The sequence below is a fragment of the Neisseria sp. HMSC70E02 genome (genome assembly GCF_001838645.1).
Classification (GTDB): domain Bacteria; phylum Pseudomonadota; class Gammaproteobacteria; order Burkholderiales; family Neisseriaceae; genus Neisseria; species Neisseria macacae.
Genome location: NZ_KV838075.1, coordinates 28,141 through 47,432, shown reverse-complemented (window position 1 = coordinate 47,432; position 19,292 = coordinate 28,141). Strand labels below are relative to the sequence as shown.

Genomic DNA, 19,292 nt, shown 5'->3' with positions numbered 1-19,292 from the left:
GGAACAAAGTGCCGCAGTTTCAACGGTTTCAGACAGCCTGCATCCTACAAATCTGCAGCGATCCTCTCCCTCCCCCGTGGGGGAGGGCCGGGGAGAGGGCAAAACAGTTGCCGCCCAAACCAACTTTTCTGCAACCTCAGCAAGCCCTCTCCCTAACCCTCTCCCGCAGGAGAGGGAACAAAGTGCCGCAGTTTCAACGGTTTCAGACGACCCCAAACCCAAAAAGCAGCCTGCACCCCCAAAAGGCCGTCTGAAACCCCTCCCTCTCGCCGACATCCGCACCTTCCAAGCCTGGCTCAAAACCGCCGAGCGCGACAACCCGCGCCTGCTGTTCCTCAGCCGCGACGACCTCATGCAGCACGCCGCCGCGCACATCACCGAAGAACAATTCCCCAAACACTGGCAAACCGCAGACGGCAAATTCAAACTCAGCTACCGCTTCGAGCCGCACCACCCGCTCGACGGCGTTACCCTCACCCTGCCGCTCACCGTGCTCAACCGCATCAGCCCCGCCGCCCTCGAATGGCTCGTGCCCGGCATGATACGCGAAAAAATCCAGCTACAAATCAAAGCGCTGCCCAAACAAATTCGCCGAATCTGCGTGCCCGTGCCCGAATTCATCACCCAATTTTTAAGCCAAAACCCCGACCGCAACGCCCCCATCCTGCCCCAGCTCGCCCAAGCCATCGCCAAAACCGCAGGCGACATCCGCATACTGGAGCAAATCAACCAAGACGAGTGGGCCGCGTTCAGGCTGCCCGAACACTGCTACTTCAACCTCCGCATCATCGACGACGGCGGGCAAGAATTAGCCATGGGGCGCGATTTAATCCAAATCCAACAACAACTTGGCAAAGCCGCCGCCACCACCTTCCGCGACAACACCCAAGAATTCGAGCGCGACAACGTTACCACATGGGACATCGGCACCCTGCCCGAATCCATCAAATTCGCCCGCGGCAAACAACAGCTCACCGGCTACCTCGGCCTGCAAAAAGAAAAAGACGGCCGCATCGCCCTGCGCCTGTTCGACACATCTGCCGCCGCCGAACAAGCCCACAGATTAGGCGTGATCGAACTCATGAAACTACAACTAAAAGAACAAGTTAAAGACCTGAACAAAGGCATCCAAGGCTTCACCCAAGCCGCCATGCTGCTCAAACACATCAACGCCGACACCCTGCGCGACGACATCACCCAAGCCGTCTGCGACCGCGCCTTTATCGGCGAAGACGAGCTGCCGCGCAACGAAAAAGCCTTCAAAGAACAAATCAAACGCGCCCGCAGCCGCCTGCCCGCCGTCAAAGAAGCCCTCAGCCGCTACTTGCAGGAAACCGCCGCCGCCTACGCCGAACTGAACGGCAAACTCGGCAAACACCCGCTCACCCACCTCCTGCGCCAACGCCTGCAAACCCTGCTCGCTGCCGGCTTCGCCACCCGCACCCCGTGGGCACAATGGCCGCGCCTCCCCATCTACCTCAAAGCCATGACCCTGCGCCTTGAAAAATACAGCGGCAACCCCGCCCGCGACGCAGCCCGCGAAGCCGACATACAGGAATTGGAACAAATGTGGCAGGAAAAAACCGACAGCTTAGTGAAACAAGGACTACCCATTTCAGACGACCTCGCCGCGTTTAGATGGATGATTGAAGAATTGAGAGTGTCGCTGTTCGCGCAGGAATTGAAGACACCGTATCCGGTGTCGGTGAAGAGGTTGATGAAGGAGTGGAATGAAATCAGATAGCATGCCCAACATTATTTTTAATCTTCTGTATTTGTGTTTGAAATATTTCTTCCTGTTATTAATCAAATATTGATATAATCTAATTGCTCACTTCATATTAGGGAGTGGGGTTGTCAGCAGACTGTCAAGGTCATTATAGGCTTCGAAAGTTGCCATAGACCATGACAGTATTACCAACAGGAAACGCATGGCATAGACTATTGTCATACCGAACTCCTTGGTGATTATATCTGTTTGATTATAATTCATCTTTAGCATATTAGCGGTCTGCGTAAAATTGTTGTCATACAATGGTATGCAAAATGGTGCTCCTTAATTGAGGGTGCTTGGCTATACTGAGGGCTGTTAACTACTTAAGTGGTTAGGGACTACCGCAATCCTAAGCCCTTAGTTTTGCTTTTCTGTTCATTCATCACAAAGATATATGGATTCACCTTGGTTTAAAATGCGAGGGTATCTACATTTTGATACCCCTATCAGCTTAAAAAAAGCAAATGAGCTTGTTTCATGTCCTGAACGCGTTGCAAAACACAGTTTTTATCCATTTATTTCATGCACGTTATCAGTTCCAAAATTAAAAAAGAATGCTCAAGGAAAACTGGTTCGAGATCCTAAAAAACGCGTAATTTCTTATGCATCTCATAAAGATAGTCATATTTTTAGCTACTATGCTTATATTTTAAACAAAAAGTATGAGCAGCTTTTAAATAATAACTATATTAATATCAACAACTCAGTATTAGCCTTTAGAAAATTAGGTAAAAATAATATCAATTTTGCTGAACAAGCATTTAATTATATAAAACAAGCAAAAAATTGTTCTGTAATCGCATTAGATATATCTGATTTTTTTGGCAACCTAGATCATAAAATTCTGAAGAAGCAGTGGTGCAAATTATTGGGAGAAGAGACTTTGCCCAATGATCACTTTGCTGTGTTTAAAGCTATTACCCAATACACAACAATATCAAAAAATATTTTATTCAAAGAATTTAAAATATCCCCTCACACTCCAAGAAGTGATAATAGAAAAAGAATTTGCACTCCAAAAGAATTTAGATTATTTAGAAAAAAACATAAACTTTCTTTAGATTTTCCAGATCAAAATTTATTTATACCGAATAAAAATAAAGGAATACCTCAAGGCTCTCCGATTAGTGCGTTATTATCTAATATCTACATGCTTGATTTTGATGATTTTTGTCAAAATCAAATTAGCAAATTAGGTGGATTATACCTAAGATATTGTGATGATATTTTATGTATTATCCCAACACCACAAGTAAGTGAAATTCATAATTTAGTTCTAAAAGAAATTATGAAGCTAAAACTAGAAATTCATCCAACAAAAACAGAAATTATTACTTTTGGTTATGATAATAACAAACGAAAAGTTATTAATAATAAAAAACTTCAGTATTTAGGGTTTATTTTAAAAGACGAATCTATTACTATTCGCCCTGCTGCATTTACAAAATATTCAAAAAAGATGAAACGTGGGGTTAGTTTAGCTAAACAAACTCAAAGAAAATACAATATTATTCGATCTAAAAAGAATCTTCTTAACCGACAATTATTTAAGAAAAAATTATACTCAACCTACTCACATTTTGGCAGAAGAAATTTTATCTCTTATGCGCGAAAAGCTGCCGAGATTATGGAGTCTCCACAAATCAGAAAACAATTAAAACCTTTATGGAAAAGACTACAATATAGAATTAAAAACTGATTAAATTCATAAGAAGCCGTAGACTACAAACGCGCGCATCCCTGTTGTCTCATCTTCTACCCGTAAATCGGGCAAACTGTAAATCCTGTGGTGTAAGGACGGTCTTCTAAGCTATTTCTTTTTCCACCCAAACCTAAGGTCGTCTGAAACCCATTTTCAGACGACCTTTTGCCACTTTGCCAAAAAAGAATTCCCACCACCCTCTCCCCAAACGTCGCCCAAACCAGTAAACTTCCCATATTTCAACAACTTCTTGGAAACCAACCATGCCCCGTACCCATCCGCTCCACCTGTTCCCGCCCCATATCGCCGAACGCGGCCTGTTGTATTTTCAGCAGGGCAAGGTTCGCGATGTCCAAAAAACTTCCGCCGGGCGTTATCGGGCGGAGGTGTGCGGTTCGGAAAACTATTCGGTATGGCTGAAGCTGGATAGTGATTTGTACATTAAGGACGGGGGCTGCGATTGTCCTTATGGCGGGGCGTGCAAGCATATGGCGGCGTTGTGGTATGCGGTGCGCGCCCAAACGCCGGACGGGCAGCCGGACGAATCTGACACGCAGCAGCCTAAAAAGGACGGCAATCCGTATCGGCAGCAGCTCTCCAAAATCTTTTCCCGAACCCGATATTATGATTACTACGAAGCCGCTGATTTGGGCTTCAGGCTGCAAAACTGGTTGGAAGATGTGGCGCAGGAGGGGACGGCGGCGTTGCAGCAGGCTTTGCCTCTGTTGATACCGCGTTTGCAGGATGCTTTTGAAAAGGCGGACGATTCGGACGGTATGTTGGGCGATGCTATGTATATGGCAATCGATCTGCTGGAAGAGGCGGTCATGGAAAACGTCCCGAAGCGTTTGATTAATTTTTTGGACAAATGTTTGGACGACAGCCGCTATTTTGATTTCTCGGAGGCTGGCAATAAAATCTACCAAATCCGCGCCCGAATCTGGCGGCTGCACGGCGAATGGCAGGCGTGGCAAGATTATGTGGCTAAACGTTTGGCTGTTACCGAGTCGGGTTGGGAACATGAATTTTGGGCATTTGAGGGTTGGCAGGTTTTGCAGGAGAAAGGCGATACTGCTGCCGCGCAGGATTATTTCAGACGACATCTGCGCCTGCCGAAATTCAGACAAATTGCGGTAGAACAAGCAGTCGGGCAGCAAGATCGGGCGGAAGCGGAACGCCTCTTGCGCGAAGGCATCAGCATTGCCGAAGCTGAAGGAACACTCGGCACAATGCACAAATGGAAGCTGCAACTTTTTGATGTATTGAAGGAAACCGGTAAAAATGTACGCGAAATCGCAGCGGATTTGGCGTTTTCCACCAGCCTTTCGTTGCCGCATTACGAGGCATGGAAAGCCACGTTTTCCGCCGCCGAATGGCCGGATGAATTCAACCGCCTGCTTGCGCGCTTGTCGGGTCAATATTCGCTGCAAGCTGAAATATTGGAGCATGAACGGGAATTCGATCTGCTGCTCGCCCTATTGCAGCAACATCTTTCGTTGTACATGATGGAACGTTTTGCCCCGTCTTTCCCCGAGCCGTATCACGATCAAATCGTGGCTTGCTACCTGAAAATCTTTGCGGTTGAAATCGACGAAGCAAGCAACCGTAAGCAATACCGCCAGCTCTTGAACCAATTAAAGACCCTCCGCCGTCAATATTCCGCACAACGGCAGGCAATGGAAGACTTTGCCGACGAGATCAGGGAACGATATAGCGACAAACCGCGCCGGCCAGCGCTGCTGGAGGAGTTGGCTCGGGCGGGGTTTTAGGCGGCAGGAGGTTGGATTGGGCGCGTCGCACTTTCACACACCAGCAAATCACACAAAACCTGGAATCTGCGTGCAGCCTTTCTAAACTCCCCCTTCCCTACCAAACCAAAGGTCGTCTGAAACTCATTTTCAGACGACCTTTACATACCATGTGCAATACTTCCGAATAAGCTACGCCGCCAATCGTGCCATCATGTACACAACGCTTTCCCGCCTATCTATAAACCTTTCCTGCTTTCAGACGACCTTTTGTCATTTTGTAAAGCAAGGATAAGAAAATTATGAAAGAATACCTGTTTGGCTTAATTGCCCTTGCTGCCTGACATGAAGAGGGTTACTCTTCTGCATAATTTTGATTTCATTACCCGGTCGGGGTTAAACGTAAAGGAACTTTGATGAAAAAATACCTCATGCTATTTGCTCTTTTCGCCGCTGCCGGCGCTCAGGCAAAAGAATTTTTCCGTGTGACCGATCTGCCCGACGGCTGGCAGGCGCATATTTCTGTCGAGGGCTGCAAAGACAATCATTGCGGCGGCAAAGGCGCGGTGTTTTTGTATCACCCTAAGAAGGAAACCACAAATGTTTTTAAGAGTGACGACCTGATATTTGAACGCGGCGAAGGCAGCAAAATCTCTGCGGCAAAAAGCCCTTTGATTATGAAAGACTTCACCTTTGACGGACGCAAGGATATTGCCGTTGCAACCGGCAATAAAGGCCCTAAAAACTCTCCTACATACGACATCTACGAGCAAGGCGAGTATGGTGATTTTAGCCAAAGTTATTCACTGACTGAATTGACCAAGAATTACATGGGGATGTTCCGCGTCGACAACAAACAAAAAGCCCTGATTGTGACGAATGAAGTCGACTGTTGTATCCGTATCGAAGAACGCTACCGTTACAGCCCCGAGTATATTCTGACGTTGTTCTACTCCCGTTCAGTCGATACCTCTGACGAGGACAAGGTCGTGGTAACGGAAACCCGAACCGACCGTCGTGGCAACGAGAAAACCACTACCCGAACCTACACTCCCGCACAATGGCAGCGTCTGAATAAATAATCCGGTCAGACCGGATATGAATCCGCCACATAGCTGGCGGATAATGCAAACGCAAAGGTCGTCTGAAAACTTGAGATTCAGGTTTTCAGACGACCTTTATCATAGAAAAAAGCCCGCAAATCCCTTACAATACGCCCCTAAAATTTTGAAAGAACACAAGAATCATGGAAGCCGAAGTAATCAACCAGCTCAACAACACCCTGAACGATTTGGAAAAGCGCAGCGAAGACATCCGCGTCTATATGGATTATCAGGGCAAGAAGGACCGATTGGAAGAAGTCATCGGCCTTTCCGAAGACCCTGAGCTGTGGAATGACCCCAAACGCGCCCAAGAAATCGGCAAAGAGCGCAAAATCCTCGAAGGCATCGTGTTGACGCTCGACAACATTGCGACGGGCATCGAAGACAACCGCATGCTGATTGAAATGGCCGTCGAGGAAAACGACGAAGAAGGTTTCGCCGCCGTGCAGGAAGACGTGGCAGGACTGGAAAAACAGATGGCGGATTTGGAATTCAAGCGGATGTTCAACCAGCCCGCCGACCCGAACAACTGTTTTATCGACATCACCGCAGGCGCGGGCGGTACGGAAGCGGAAGACTGGGCGGGTATGCTGTTCCGCATGTACAGCCGCTACGCCGAACGCAAAGGCTTCAAAATCGAAATCCTTGAAGAAGACGACGGCGAAATCGCGGGCATCAACCGCGCCACCATCCGCGTGGAAGGCGAATACGCCTACGGCCTCTTGCGCACCGAAACCGGCGTTCACCGCCTAGTGCGTTACTCGCCGTTTGACTCGAACAACAAACGCCACACCTCGTTTGCCTCCGTGTTCGTCTATCCCGAAATCGACGATTCCATCGAAATCGAAATCAACCCCGCCGATTTGCGAATCGACACCTATCGCGCATCGGGCGCGGGCGGTCAGCACATCAACAAAACCGACTCTGCCGTGCGTATTACCCACGAGCCGACAGGGATTGTGGTGCAATGTCAAAACGACCGTTCGCAACACGCCAACAAAGCCGCTGCGATGGAAATGTTGAAATCCAAACTGTATGAATTGGAAATGCGCAAACGCAACGAAGAGAAACAAGCGTTGGAAGAAGGCAAGTCCGATGTGGGTTGGGGCAGCCAAATCCGTTCGTACGTCTTGGACTCCTCACGCATCAAAGACTTGCGCACAGGCTACGAAGTCGGCAACACCAAAGCCGTATTGGATGGCGATTTGGACGGTTTCATCGAAGCCAGCCTGAAACAGGGCGTGTAAACCTCAAAATATCAAAAGGTCGTCTGAAAACCAAAGATTTCGGTTTTCAGACGACCTTTTTGTTTTCTCAGTTCGGTTTAGCCCGATTTATTTACATTTCTCTTTAGCCGCATTGACGGCGGCGGTCAGGCTTTTTTCGTTGACTTCGCCGGTGATGGTTTGTTTGTAGCCGCATTTCGGGGCTTCGACGACGGTGAACGGCAATACGCCGACGTTGTTGCCGTAAGACTTCATGAAATTGCGGCTGTCCGCGCCGGTATAGCGCCAAACATGATAGCTGACGGGGGTTTGTTTCAGGAATTTGCCGATGTTGTCGGAAGTATCCAATGCGATGCCGACCATATCGACGCTGCCTTTTTTCTGCGCTTTGTACCATGCGGACATAGCAGGCATTTCCTTACGGCACGGACCGCACCAGGTCGCCCACAGGTTCACCACGCGCACGGGGGCTTTGAGCGATTGCAGGCTTTGCGGTTTGTTGTCGTTCCAGCCCGCCAGCGGGTCGGCGGCAAACGCAGGGGCAGACAGGGCGGCAGTCATCAAAACAGAGGCAAGCAATAATTTTTTCATAAGTTCCATCCTTTGCATCAATCAGATGATGGCATTGTAACCCCTTTCAGCGTGCTGTCTATGGAGAAAATGAAGATGTTGGATTTTAGCGGTAAAAAATGACGATTATTGGGTGATAAGTTGAGGAAATCGCCAAGGCAGCCGATAATAAAGCCCATCAGCAAAATCTAAAAACATTGGAGAACCCTATGTCGTCTGAATTCACGCTCTACCACAATCCGCGTTGCAGCAAATCGCGCGCCGCTTTCGACCTGCTCGAAGCGCGCGGCATCAAAGCCGAAGTCGTCAAATACCTCGACACCCCGCCCGACTTGGCGACACTGAAAGACATTTTCGCCAAGCTGGGCTTGGAGTCTGTACGCGGTATGATGCGCGTCAAAGACGACTTGTACAAAGAACTCGGTTTGGATAAGCCCGACCTCGACAACCAAGCTCTGCTCGAAGCCATCGCCGCCCACCCTGCCCTGCTCGAACGCCCCATCCTGACCACACGGGACAAAGCCGCCATCGGCAGACCGCTCGAAAACATCGAAGCCTTGTTGGACTGAAGCGCGGGAAGGCCGTCTCTACATGATTTCCCTGTTTCGCAGCCGCAACGGCTTGCGCTACTACCTCTTTCGCGGCATAGGCCTGAGTATCCTGTTGGTACTCGGCATATTCGGCGAGGGCGCATGGCAGGTGTACCACACCGGCTCGCAGCCGCTGCCGCGTCATGTCCGCGCCGATGCCGCCCTTGTGCTCGGTGCCGCCGCATGGGACAAACGGCCCTCGCCCATCTTCCGAGAACGAATCAACCACGCCATCACCCTCTACCAAAGCCACCGCGTCGAAAAAATCGTTTTCACCGGCGGAACACCCAAAAAAGGCTACATGACCGAAGCCGAAGTTGGTCGGCGCTACGCCCTCAAACAAGGCATACCCGCGCACAACATCCTCTTTGAAAATACCTCGCGCAACACCTACGAAAACATCCGCAACATCCGCCCGATACTGCGCGCCGAAGGCATCGGAAGCATCATCATCGTCAGCGACCCCTACCACCTCGCCCGCGCCCTCGAAATCGCCTCCGACCTCGACATCGAAGCCTACATCTCCGCCACGCCGACCACGCGGTTCGACCAAAGCAAGGAAAAAAACAAATTCCTGCTTCAAGAAAGCTACGCCCTCTTCCTCTACCGCATCGGCAAATGGAGCGAAAACTTTTGGGACTGGCTGACAATGAGTAAAACAGAAGACGAATAAAGGAAAAAAGGTCGTCTGAAAACCGAATTTTGAGGTTTTCAGACGACCTTTCATTGTCCGATTCCGTCTAAAAACAGTAAAATACCCGTTTTAAAAGATTCTGGAGCCATCATGACCGTCAAAACCCGTTTCGCCCCCAGCCCCACCGGCTACCTGCACATCGGCGGCGTGCGCACCGCCTTGTTTTCATGGGCGTTTGCCCGCCATCACAAAGGCGAGTTCCTATTGCGTATCGAAGACACCGACTTGGCGCGTTCCACCGCCGAATCCGTCAACATCATCCTCGACGGCATGAAATGGGTCGGTCTCGATTACGACAACGCCGACAACGTCGTGTACCAAACCCGCCGTTTCGACCGCTATAAAGAAGTCATCGCCGAACTCTTGGAAAAAGGCGCCGCCTACTACTGCTATTGCAGCAAAGAAGAGCTGGAAGCCATGCGCGAGAAAGCGGAAAAAGAAGGCACGGCGACTTACGACCGCCGCTGGCGCCCCGAAGCAGGCAAAACCCTGCCCGAAATCCCTGCCGACGTGCAACCCGTCGTCCGCTTCAAAACGCCTTTGGACGGCGTCACCAAATGGACAGACTTGGTCAAAGGTGAAATCTCCATCCCCAATGAAGCGCTCGACGACCTGATTATCGCCCGCGCCGACGGCACGCCGACCTACAACTTCTGCGTCGTCGTGGACGACTACGACATGGGCGTTACCCACGTTATCCGCGGCGACGACCATGTGAACAACACCCCAAAACAAATCAACATCTTAAAAGCCATCGGCGCGAACCTGCCCGAATACGGCCACCTGCCCATGATTCTCAACGAACAAGGCAAAAAAATCTCCAAACGCAGCGGCGATACCGTCGCCATTACCGATTTCGGCGCGATGGGCATCCTGCCCGAAGCCATGCTCAACTATCTGGCGCGTTTGGGCTGGGCGCACGGCGACGACGAATTTTTCACGATGGAACAATTCATCGAATGGTTTGATTTGAAAGACGTTTCCCCGTCTCCAAGCCGCATGGACTTGAAAAAGCTCTACTGGATAAACGGCGAACACATCAAAATCACGCCCAACGAGAAACTTGCCGAACTCGTCAAACCCCGCCTCGCCCTGCGCGACATTTACGACACGGCAAAACCCGCGTTGGAAGACGTGTTGGCATTGGTCAAAGACCGCGCACAAGACCTGAACACCCTCGCCGACGAGTGCCTCTACTTCTACGTCAAACAAACGCCCGCCGAAGCGGACGTGCAGAAACATTGGGACGACGAAGCCGCCGCCCGTATGCTGCGCTTCGCCGAACGCCTCGAAGGGCTGGAAGACTGGAACGCCGAAGCCATCCACGACCTGTTCAAACCCTTCTGCGACGAAGAAGGCATCAAAATGGGCAAACTCGGCATGCCCCTGCGCCTCGCCGTCTGCGGCACGGCGAAAACCCCCAGCGTCGATGCCGTGTTGGCATTAATCAGTAAGGAAGAAGTGTTGAAACGGATTCGTTCTTAAAACGTTGAAAAGGTCGTCTGAAAATGTTCAGACGACCTTTTTTAGTTTCGCAGAAACTTATTCTTCGCTTTGATTTTTATCTTTTTTGCGCCATAAGCCTTTAAACAGCGCGCCTGCCCCAATCACGCCGACAGCAATCAATTTGCCGAATTTGGCGAGCAATGCGCCTGCAAGAGCCAACAAGCCCAGTTTTTTCGCAGCCAATCCGCCGACTAAGGCAGCCAATCCGTATTCCGCCACTTTGTCGGTCGCGGCATTGAAATCGCTGTAACGCTTGCCTTCGTTGAATTCGATATTGCCCAATAATTCCCGTGCGATAGGTTTGTATTGGTCTACGCTGTTCAAATCGGTGACCATGGTCAGTTGGATAAAGCCTTCGCGGCCGAGCTGGTAAGTGTTGTAGTTGATGGCAGGATTTTGGTCGGGTTTGTTTTTCTCCCAAACGTCAATCGACCAAATCAGGCGATGGGTAGCCGCATCATATTGCGGTTTTTCCACCCAGCCGCGCGTTTCCAATTCAGGCAGGTTGCGGGCGGCACGTTCTTTGTTTTGCTCCTCAGAACCTTCTTTCAGCTGCTTGAGCATGCCTTCGACATCCCATTCTTTGGCATCGTCGTCTTTGATGTAACCTGAATCATTGAAATTCAAATCGACCCACCAAGGGGCTGCGCTGTCTTTATTTTTTTGCTCCGGAATAATCAGCCCGTAGCGGTCGGGATTTGTGCCATTACCCCATTCTTCCATCAAGCTATTGGCGGCATCTTTTTTAATAAAGACCATTTTGGCGGGCAGTTTCAGTTTTGCCTGGTTGCCCAAGTCGATAACTGCCGGGCCGGTGATTGTTTGTTTGGCGATCTCGTCCTCTGAAACAGTTGAAGCATTTTTCGAGTTTGGCGCAGATGCTTCGACGGCTGAAGCAGTATCTGGTTTGGCGGCATACGCAGGCAAGGTTTGGAGGGATAACAAGGCTGCCAAAACAGCGCAGGCAAGACGGTTGCTTTTCATCATGGGGTTTCCATAAAAATGAGTTAAAAAATGCGGACAGCCGAAACACCATACGCTCCGGCGTGACCCAAGAAGGAAGTTTGCAATAATCAAACTACGTTTGCATATCAATATGCCTATGATTTGAAAAAAATGCGGATAAAATTTCCGATTGGTCGCAATTTGTTACCCAAAGGTACAGACAGTGGCGTTTTATAGTGGATTATCAGAGCAACAAACCACATGATTCAAATATTTCATACGGCATGACGCCGCAACGTTCCCACCAATCAAAAAGGTCGTCTGAAAACCGGAAATCCCCATTTTCAGACGACCATTTCATGTTTCAGCTCCTATCAAGCATCAATATTTTGCGCAATCAGGGCGTTGTTTTCGATGAAGGCGCGGCGCGGTTCGACTTCGTCGCCCATCAGGGTAACGAATACTTCGTCGGCGGCGATGGCGTCTTCGATGCGCACTTTCAACAAACGGCGCACTGCGGGATCCATCGTAGTTTCCCAAAGCTGCTCGGGGTTCATCTCGCCCAAACCTTTGTATCGTTGGATGGACATGCCTTTTTGGGCGTTTTGCAGCAGGATGTTCAGTGCGGTTTCAAAGCTGTCCACGTCGTACTCGTTCTCGCCTTTGTAGAGCTTGGCACCCTCGCCGACCAGGCCTTTCAGCGCGGCGGCGGTTTGGGTAAGGGTTTGGTAGGCTTTGCTGTTGAGGAACTTGGGTTCGATGTAGCTGACCATGACGTTGCCGTGCAGCTTGCGGGTGATTTTGATGAAGCGGTTGCTTTCGTGTCCTTCGATGCGTTCGAGGGCGACTTCTTTTTCGTCGAGCAGACCGGAAAGTTCGGCAACGGCTTTATCGGCGTTTTCAGACGACGTCAAATCGATGGGCGACGCGTGCAGCATGGCGCGCAGGACGAGTTCGTCGACGAAGCGGCTTTCCTGTTCGATAACGGTTTTCGCCAACAGGAATTGTTTGGCGGTATCGGCAAGTTCTGCGCCTTCGATGGTGCGGCCGTCTGAAACGATTTTGGCTTTTTCCAAAGCGAGGCCGAGCAACCATTGGTCTTTTTCAAGCTCGTCTTTGAGGTAACGCTCCTGCTTGCCGTATTTGGCTTTGTAGAGCGGCGGCTGGGCGATGTAGATGTAGCCGCGTTCGACCAGTTCGGGCATTTGGCGGTAGAAGAAGGTCAGGAGCAGGGTGCGGATGTGCGCGCCGTCCACGTCGGCATCGGTCATGATGATGATGCGGTGGTAACGCAGTTTTTCGGGGTTGAACTCTTCTTTGCCGATGCCTGCGCCCAGCGCGGTAATCAGGGTGGCGACCTCTTGGCTGGCGAGCATTTTTTCAAAACGGGCTTTTTCGACGTTCAAGATTTTGCCTTTGAGCGGCAAAATGGCTTGGAATTTACGGTCGCGGCCTTGTTTGGCGGAACCGCCTGCGGAATCGCCCTCGACCAGATAAAGCTCTGACAAGGCAGGGTCTTTTTCTTGGCAGTCGGCGAGTTTGCCGGGCAGCCCCAAGCCGTCCATCACGCCTTTGCGGCGGGTGATTTCGCGGGCTTTGCGGGCGGCTTCGCGCGCGCGCGCGGCATCGACGATTTTACTGGTGATGATTTTGGCTTCGTTCGGATTTTCTTCGAGGAAGTCGGTCAGGGCTTGGTTGATGACTTCGTTGACGACGGGGCCGATTTCGCTGGAAACCAGTTTGTCTTTGGTTTGCGATGAGAATTTAGGGTCGGGCAGTTTGACGGACAACACACAGGTCAAACCTTCGCGCATATCGTCGCCTGCGGTTTCAACTTTGGCTTTTTTAGCCACTTCGTTGGCTTCGATGTAGCTGTTGATGGTGCGTGTCATCACTTGGCGCAATGCGGTCAGGTGCGTACCGCCGTCGCGCTGCGGGATGTTGTTGGTGAAGCACTGTACGCTTTCCTGATAGCTGTCGTTCCACTGCATCGCACATTCGACGCTCATGCCGTCTTTCTCGCCGAATGCGTAGAAGATTTTTTCGTGCAACGGCGTTTTTTTGCGGTTCATGTATTGCACGAACCCGGCCACACCGCCGGAAAGGGCGAAGCTTTCGTGTTTGCCGTCGCGCTCGTCGATCAATTCGATGTCCACGCCGTTGTTCAGGAAGGAAAGTTCGCGGATGCGTTTGGCGAGGATGTCGAAGCTGTATTCGACGTTGCCGAAGGTTTCTGCGCTGGCGAGGAAGCGCACGGTCGTGCCTTTTTTGTCGGAATCGCCGACAACTTTCAACGGCTCTTCGGTTTCGCCGCGCACGAAGCGGACGAAGTGTTCTTTGCCGTCGCGGTAGATGGTCAGCGTTACCCAGTCGGACAGCGCGTTGACGACGGACACGCCCACGCCGTGCAGGCCGCCGGAGATTTTGTAGCTGTTGTTGTCGAACTTACCTCCCGCGTGCAACACGGTCATGATGACTTCGGCGGCGGAGCGTCCTTCTTTCGGGTGGATGCCGGTGGGCATACCGCGCCCGTTGTCGGCCACGCTGACGGAATTATCGGCATGGATGGTTACGGTGATTTTGTCGCAATGGCCCGCCAGTGCTTCGTCGATGGCGTTGTCCAATACTTCGAACACCATGTGGTGCAGGCCGCTGCCGTCCTGCGTGTCGCCGATATACATACCGGGGCGTTTGCGTACCGCTTCCAAGCCTTCCAGCACTTGTATGCTGTCGGCGCCGTATTCTTCGTGTTTTTGGTCAGTCATGGTCTTTATCTGTAAGATTTTTTTAAAAGAATTTCTGCTGAGGTCGTCTGAACGACAGTTGGGCGCGCCACCCGGACGGTCAAGCTGTCCGACGGACGGAAATAGACCGCCATTATACCTGATTCTGCTGGAAAATTCAGCAGCTTAGCACGTTTGCGGCGAGCTTCGGGACGGCAAAGTTCCATTATCAAACTGCATCGTCTTCAGTCTGCTTCGGTTTGTCCGCCGTTCCATCTGGGTACGCCCTCGGTCTCGATGCCGAACATGTCCAAAGCATGTGCCACGCTATGGGTAATGATGTCGTCAATGGTTTTCGGCTGCTGATACATGGCGGGGATGGGCGGGAAAATAATGCCGCCCATTTCGGTCACTCGGCGCATGTTTTCAATATGGGCAAGGTTTAACGGCGCTTCACGCACCATCAACACTAAGCGCCGGCGTTCTTTCAAAACCACATCGGCAGCGCGGGTCAACAGATTGTCGCCGAACCCGTGTGCGACAGATGCCAGCGTCCGCATGGAGCAAGGCGCAATCAACATCCCGTCTGTTTTAAACGAGCCGCTGGCAATGCGTTCGCCGATGTGGTTGACGGAATACACGACGTCGGCGAGCGCATAGACTTCTTCTTTTGTGTAGCCCGTTTCCAAAGCGCGTGTCATTTCCGCACCTTTGGAAACCACCAAATGCGTTTCGACGTCGTGTGCACGCAAAAGCTGTAAGGCTTTGACACCATATTGGAAACCGCTGGCACCGCTGATGCCGATAATCAGGCGTCGGGTCATAAATAATCTTTCTGTGGGTCGTCTGAAAAATAACCGAGGGGGTTCATTATAGTAAAAATCGCCACTTGGAATAACACAGCAATACAAATTGTCGGCGCTTGTGAATATCCGATAGAATACTGTTTTTTCATCCTTAGGGTCGTCTGAAAGGGACACGATATGGCAAAAGCAAAAGGCGGTTTGGGCCGCGGTTTAGATTCCCTGATTTCCAACGGCGTGGACAACAGCAGCAGCGACCGCCTGACTACCGTCGCCATCAACGACATCCAACCCGGCCGCTATCAGGCGCGGGTACAGATGGACGACGAAGCCTTGCAGGAGCTGGCGGATTCGATTAAAGCGCAAGGCGTTATCCAGCCGGTCATCGTGCGCGAACACGGCCTGTCCCAATACGAACTGATCGCCGGCGAACGCCGCTGGCGCGCATCCCAACTCGCCGGACTGACCGAGATTCCGGTCGTCATCAAAACCATCAGCGACGAAACTGCGCTGGCAATGGGTTTGATTGAAAACCTGCAACGCGAAAACTTAAACCCGATTGAAGAAGCGCAAGGTTTGAAACGACTTGCCGACGAGTTCGGACTGACTCATGAAACCATCGCCAAGGCGGTCGGCAAAAGCCGCAGCGCCATTTCCAACAGCCTGCGCCTGTTGAGCCTGCCCGAGCCGGTCCAAGAAATGCTCTACCACCGCCATCTTGAGATGGGACACGCCCGCGCCCTGCTGACCCTGCCCGTGGTCGAGCAGCTTGAATTGGCGCAAAAAGCGGTAAAAAACGGTTGGTCGGTGCGCGAAGTCGAACGCCGCAGCCAAATCGCCCATCAAACCAAACAGGAAATCAAAAAAACCATCAGCCCCGATATACGTCGTCTGAATGATGTATTGACCGAAAGGCTGGGCGTTAACGCGGAAGTCAAAACCACCAACCACAAAAAAGGCAAAATCGTCCTCCACTTTGATACGCCGGAAACATTTGAATATCTGCTGAAACAGTTGGGCATCGATTATCAGGCATAAGACGACAATCAGATACCGACCAAAAGCCTCTTCGACCGCTTTTCAAGCCGGATTTTGCATGATGCGAAACCCGGCTTTTTCACTATATAGTGGATTAACTTTAAACCAGTACGGCGTTACCTCGCCTTAGCTCAAAGAAAACGATTCTCTAAGGTGCTGAAGCACCAAGTGAATCGGTGCCGTACTATCTGTACTGTCTGCGGCTTCGGCGCCTTGTCCTGATTTAAATTTAATCCACTATAAGCCCCATGTTTGCCAACATGAAAAAGGTCGTCTGAAAACCCTTGTTTCAGGTTTTCAGACGACCTTTTGTCTTGTTTCAAACTGCTTCAATCAGTCTTTGAAACGTTTGAACACCAACGTACCGTTGGTACCTCCGAAGCCGAAGGAATTGGAGATGGCAACGTCGATTTTCGCGTCGCGCGCTTCGTTGGCGCAGTAGTCCAAATCGCAGCCTGCTTCGATGTCTTGTTCGAAGATGTTGATGGTCGGCGGAGATTTTTGCTCGTGTACCGCCAACACGCTGTACAGCGCTTCCACGCCGCCTGCCGCGCCGAGCAAGTGGCCGGTCATGGATTTGGTGGAGTTGACGATGACTTTGCGGACATGGTCGCCCAGCGCGCGCTTGAGCGCTTTGGTTTCGTTGGCATCGCCCAGCGGAGTGGACGTGCCGTGTGCGTTGACGTAATCGACGTCTTCGGGATTCAGTCCGGCATCTTTCAACGCACGGGTAACCGCCAACGCAGGGCCTTCTTCGTTCGGAGCGGTAATGTGGTAAGCATCGGAACTCATGCCGAAGCCGACGATTTCGGCGTAAATTTTCGCGCCGCGTTTTTTGGCGTGTTCCAATTCTTCCAATACCAGCACGCCCGCGCCTTCGCCGATAACGAAGCCGTCGCGGCCTTTATCCCACGGACGGGAAGCGGTGGCGGGATCGTCGTTGCGGGTGGAAAGGGCCTTCATCGCAGCGAAGCCGCCGACGCCCAAAGTGCTGATCGCGCCTTCGGCACCGCCTGCAATCATCACGTCCGCGTCGCCGTATTTGATCAGTCGGGCGGAGTCGCCGATGGAGTGCGCGCCGGTAGTACAGGCGGAAACCATGCCGTAGCTGGGACCACGGTAGCCTTTGAGGATGGTAACGTGACCCGCAATCAGGTTAATCAGCGAGCCGGGGATAAAGAAAGGATTGATTTTACGTGCGCCGCCTTCGATAACGGCTTTGCCGGTGGCTTCGATGCTGGGCAGACCGCCGATGCCGGAGCCGATGTTCACGCCGACACGGTCTTTGTCGAGGCTTTCCAATTCGTCCAAACCGGCATCGCTGATGGCTTGCAGCGCGGCGGCGATGCCGTAGTGGATGAACACGTCCATGCGGCGAGCTTCTTTCGCGCTGATGTATTGGCCGATGTCGAAATCGCGCACTTCGCCGGCGATTTGGCTGTTGATGTCGGATGCGTCAAAGCGGGTAATCCGGCCGATGCCGCTTTTGCCTGCGAGCAGGTTGCTCCATGCGGTGGCGACGTCGTTGCCGACCGGTGATACTTGGCCGAGGCCTGTGATGACTACTCTTCTCTGACTCATGATAATCTCGCTGTTGGTTTTCGGTGGGATGCGGCAAGATGCCGTCTGAAAATGATAATAGCGGTTCGGAATCGGATTCCGGGCGGCTATTATAACGGATTTTGCCCCACATATATAAGGTAACAGCCTCTATTGCGCTAACGCAGCAGAGGCTGGGGTGTTTGGTGCGGCCGATTAGCCGTTGTGGGCGTTGATGTAGTCGATAGCCAGTTGTACGGTAGTGATTTTTTCGGCTTCTTCATCGGGGATTTCGCAACCGAAAGCTTCTTCCAAAGCCATAACCAATTCTACGGTGTCCAAAGAATCTGCGCCCAGGTCGTCTTGGAAGGAAGATTCGTTTTTCACTTCGGCTTCGTTTACGCCCAGTTGTTCAGCAACAATTTTCTTAACTTGTTGTTCGATGTTTGACATATCAGTCGTTCCTTTTGCCTTGCGGCGGGTTGTTTAAGAGAAATAAATTCGTCGGTATTGTACCGAGTTCGGATAGAGTTTTCCATCTAAGTCTGCATTCTAACACAGATTATTCTGGAAAAACCTGTTGTTGTGCATATTAGCATAGCCTGATTTTAACCTACAAGCGGGAATTTGTTTTTGTTTGTCGTCAGACGGTTAGTATTTTTGCACCCCATCCCGGCTTTTACGGATGTCATTTTCCGTTCCGACCGTTCTCTGCGTCCTTCACCAGCACAATCACCAATTCGCTGTCGTCGGTTATTTTGATGGCGACGTATTCGCTGCCGTCCGCCTTCAGGACGCTGCCCGGCCGCAATTCCTGCCTTTTTCCGCCGTCAAACAAAAATACCGAGCGGCCTTTGGTTTGGGTAACCAGCAGGGTGTGGCCGGGGTGGTTGTGGCGGGGGATTTCCTTGCCTTTGGGCAGGGTTTCGCGGATGACGGTGTAGTTTTCGCCTTCAAAGACTTTGCCCGTGCTTTGTGCGGTTTCTGCTGCGGGCGCGGCTGCGGCGGAGAGGCCGAGGAGAACGGCAAAAAGTTGGGTTTTGATGTTTTTCATGATGGTTTTCCTTTGGTTGCAGACAAAATTTATGGCAGATCAAAATTGCAATGATACGGCGCTGCCACTGCCCTTATGTACTCTAGCTGTACACAGCGGGCATTACCGTCTTGTCTCATTTTTATTTTAATCCACTATATGTTTCGGGTGGTTTGGGTCGTCTGAAAGCGGAATATGGCCGCGTTATTCGTTTTCGTAACCGGTTTAATTAGACTCCGTATGGCGGTTTTCGTTTCGTTTCGAATGCAAGCCTGCGGCTTACTGCCCTCTCCCTAAC

17 protein-coding genes are annotated in these 19,292 nt (G+C 51.3%); 9 read left to right on the top strand and 8 right to left on the bottom strand.

Annotated features, from left to right (window positions below):
• Together HMPREF3277_RS03280 and drt2 are read left to right on the top strand one after the other, a co-directional pair.
• Positions 1-1,744: DUF3418 domain-containing protein (locus HMPREF3277_RS03280; protein WP_141765176.1), on the top strand; the 1,744-nt coding region annotated here is incomplete at its 5' end.
• Positions 1,745-2,168: 424 nt separating this feature from the next.
• A complete protein-coding gene (gene drt2 / locus HMPREF3277_RS03270; RefSeq protein ID WP_070870030.1) occupies positions 2,169-3,473 on the top strand; it encodes an antiviral reverse transcriptase Drt2 in 1,305 nt (434 codons plus the stop codon).
• 133 nt (positions 3,474-3,606) lie between these two features.
• Here drt2 and HMPREF3277_RS14850 read toward each other — a convergent pair whose 3' ends face one another.
• Complete coding sequence (locus tag HMPREF3277_RS14850) at positions 3,607-3,741, bottom strand: alpha-amylase (RefSeq protein ID WP_070870029.1); 135 nt, start codon at positions 3,739-3,741, stop codon at positions 3,607-3,609.
• On the opposite strand from HMPREF3277_RS14850, the gene HMPREF3277_RS13475 reads away from it, so the two are divergent.
• The 3 genes from HMPREF3277_RS13475 to prfB all read left to right on the top strand — a co-directional run bounded on the left by HMPREF3277_RS13475 (position 3,740) and on the right by prfB (position 7,574).
• Entirely contained in the window at positions 3,740-5,245 is a 1,506-nt protein-coding gene (locus HMPREF3277_RS13475) for an SWIM zinc finger family protein (RefSeq protein ID WP_094113453.1), read from the top strand. The genes HMPREF3277_RS14850 and HMPREF3277_RS13475 overlap by 2 nt on opposite strands.
• A 395-nt stretch (positions 5,246-5,640) precedes the next feature.
• A complete protein-coding gene (locus tag HMPREF3277_RS03255; RefSeq protein ID WP_070870028.1) occupies positions 5,641-6,306 on the top strand; it encodes an XAC2610-related protein in 666 nt (221 codons plus the stop codon).
• Between the two features lie 164 nt (positions 6,307-6,470).
• On the top strand, positions 6,471-7,574 hold the full coding sequence (gene prfB / locus HMPREF3277_RS03250; RefSeq protein ID WP_070870027.1) for a peptide chain release factor 2: 1,104 nt from the start codon (positions 6,471-6,473) through the stop codon (positions 7,572-7,574).
• An 87-nt stretch (positions 7,575-7,661) separates the two neighbouring features.
• Here prfB and HMPREF3277_RS03245 read toward each other — a convergent pair whose 3' ends face one another.
• Complete coding sequence (locus HMPREF3277_RS03245) at positions 7,662-8,144, bottom strand: TlpA disulfide reductase family protein (RefSeq protein WP_003775962.1); 483 nt, start codon at positions 8,142-8,144, stop codon at positions 7,662-7,664.
• Between the two features lie 188 nt (positions 8,145-8,332).
• On the opposite strand from HMPREF3277_RS03245, the gene arsC reads away from it, so the two are divergent.
• From arsC to gltX, 3 genes are all read left to right on the top strand, one after another.
• Positions 8,333-8,692, top strand: coding sequence for an arsenate reductase (glutaredoxin) (gene arsC / locus HMPREF3277_RS03240; protein ID WP_049223220.1), 360 nt, complete (start codon positions 8,333-8,335; stop codon positions 8,690-8,692).
• Positions 8,693-8,714: 22 nt separating this feature from the next.
• Positions 8,715-9,386, top strand: a complete 672-nt coding sequence (locus tag HMPREF3277_RS03235; RefSeq protein ID WP_070774852.1) for a YdcF family protein — start codon at positions 8,715-8,717, stop codon at positions 9,384-9,386.
• Positions 9,387-9,497: 111 nt separating this feature from the next.
• The gene (gene gltX / locus HMPREF3277_RS03230) at positions 9,498-10,892 is read left to right on the top strand and encodes a glutamate--tRNA ligase (protein WP_070870026.1); all 1,395 of its coding nucleotides are present in this window, start codon (positions 9,498-9,500) and stop codon (positions 10,890-10,892) included.
• Positions 10,893-10,949: 57 nt separating this feature from the next.
• Here the strand turns inward: gltX and HMPREF3277_RS03225 are convergent, their stop codons facing one another.
• The 3 genes from HMPREF3277_RS03225 to HMPREF3277_RS03215 form a co-directional block, all read right to left on the bottom strand.
• Complete coding sequence (locus tag HMPREF3277_RS03225; RefSeq protein ID WP_003775956.1) at positions 10,950-11,900, bottom strand: DUF2167 domain-containing protein; 951 nt, start codon at positions 11,898-11,900, stop codon at positions 10,950-10,952.
• Between the two features lie 332 nt (positions 11,901-12,232).
• Positions 12,233-14,623 carry a DNA topoisomerase (ATP-hydrolyzing) subunit B gene (gyrB, locus tag HMPREF3277_RS03220; protein WP_070870025.1) on the bottom strand — a complete coding sequence of 797 codons (2,391 nt, stop codon included), beginning with the start codon at positions 14,621-14,623 and terminating at the stop codon, positions 12,233-12,235.
• A gap of 203 nt (positions 14,624-14,826) precedes the next feature.
• Positions 14,827-15,405, bottom strand: coding sequence for a UbiX family flavin prenyltransferase (locus HMPREF3277_RS03215; RefSeq protein ID WP_070870024.1), 579 nt, complete (start codon positions 15,403-15,405; stop codon positions 14,827-14,829).
• Between the two features lie 159 nt (positions 15,406-15,564).
• Here HMPREF3277_RS03215 and HMPREF3277_RS03210 point away from each other — a divergent pair, with 159 nt between their 5' ends.
• Complete coding sequence (locus tag HMPREF3277_RS03210; protein WP_003761057.1) at positions 15,565-16,422, top strand: ParB/RepB/Spo0J family partition protein; 858 nt, start codon at positions 15,565-15,567, stop codon at positions 16,420-16,422.
• A gap of 333 nt (positions 16,423-16,755) precedes the next feature.
• Here the strand turns inward: HMPREF3277_RS03210 and fabF are convergent, their stop codons facing one another.
• The 3 genes from fabF to HMPREF3277_RS03195 all read right to left on the bottom strand — a co-directional run bounded on the left by fabF (position 16,756) and on the right by HMPREF3277_RS03195 (position 19,015).
• The gene (gene fabF / locus HMPREF3277_RS03205) at positions 16,756-18,003 is read right to left on the bottom strand and encodes a beta-ketoacyl-ACP synthase II (protein ID WP_070870023.1); all 1,248 of its coding nucleotides are present in this window, start codon (positions 18,001-18,003) and stop codon (positions 16,756-16,758) included.
• Positions 18,004-18,177: 174 nt separating this feature from the next.
• The gene (acpP, locus tag HMPREF3277_RS03200) at positions 18,178-18,414 is read right to left on the bottom strand and encodes an acyl carrier protein (RefSeq protein ID WP_003742600.1); all 237 of its coding nucleotides are present in this window, start codon (positions 18,412-18,414) and stop codon (positions 18,178-18,180) included.
• 235 nt (positions 18,415-18,649) lie between these two features.
• Positions 18,650-19,015, bottom strand: a complete 366-nt coding sequence (locus tag HMPREF3277_RS03195; protein ID WP_070870022.1) for a cupin domain-containing protein — start codon at positions 19,013-19,015, stop codon at positions 18,650-18,652.
• Between the last annotated feature and the right edge of the window lie 277 nt (positions 19,016-19,292).

Coding starts and splice junctions, on each gene's coding strand:
- drt2 (WP_070870030.1), top strand. CDS start 2,169: ATGGATTCACCTTGGTTTAAAATGCGAGGGTATCTACATTTTGATACC.
- HMPREF3277_RS13475 (WP_094113453.1), top strand. CDS start 3,740: ATGCCCCGTACCCATCCGCTCCACCTGTTCCCGCCCCATATCGCCGAA.
- HMPREF3277_RS14850 (WP_070870029.1), bottom strand. CDS start 3,741: ATGGTTGGTTTCCAAGAAGTTGTTGAAATATGGGAAGTTTACTGGTTT.
- HMPREF3277_RS03255 (WP_070870028.1), top strand. CDS start 5,641: ATGAAAAAATACCTCATGCTATTTGCTCTTTTCGCCGCTGCCGGCGCT.
- prfB (WP_070870027.1), top strand. CDS start 6,471: ATGGAAGCCGAAGTAATCAACCAGCTCAACAACACCCTGAACGATTTG.
- HMPREF3277_RS03245 (WP_003775962.1), bottom strand. CDS start 8,144: ATGAAAAAATTATTGCTTGCCTCTGTTTTGATGACTGCCGCCCTGTCT.
- arsC (WP_049223220.1), top strand. CDS start 8,333: ATGTCGTCTGAATTCACGCTCTACCACAATCCGCGTTGCAGCAAATCG.
- HMPREF3277_RS03235 (WP_070774852.1), top strand. CDS start 8,715: ATGATTTCCCTGTTTCGCAGCCGCAACGGCTTGCGCTACTACCTCTTT.
- gltX (WP_070870026.1), top strand. CDS start 9,498: ATGACCGTCAAAACCCGTTTCGCCCCCAGCCCCACCGGCTACCTGCAC.
- HMPREF3277_RS03225 (WP_003775956.1), bottom strand. CDS start 11,900: ATGATGAAAAGCAACCGTCTTGCCTGCGCTGTTTTGGCAGCCTTGTTA.
- gyrB (WP_070870025.1), bottom strand. CDS start 14,623: ATGACTGACCAAAAACACGAAGAATACGGCGCCGACAGCATACAAGTG.
- HMPREF3277_RS03215 (WP_070870024.1), bottom strand. CDS start 15,405: ATGACCCGACGCCTGATTATCGGCATCAGCGGTGCCAGCGGTTTCCAA.
- HMPREF3277_RS03210 (WP_003761057.1), top strand. CDS start 15,565: ATGGCAAAAGCAAAAGGCGGTTTGGGCCGCGGTTTAGATTCCCTGATT.
- fabF (WP_070870023.1), bottom strand. CDS start 18,003: ATGAGTCAGAGAAGAGTAGTCATCACAGGCCTCGGCCAAGTATCACCG.
- acpP (WP_003742600.1), bottom strand. CDS start 18,414: ATGTCAAACATCGAACAACAAGTTAAGAAAATTGTTGCTGAACAACTG.
- HMPREF3277_RS03195 (WP_070870022.1), bottom strand. CDS start 19,015: ATGAAAAACATCAAAACCCAACTTTTTGCCGTTCTCCTCGGCCTCTCC.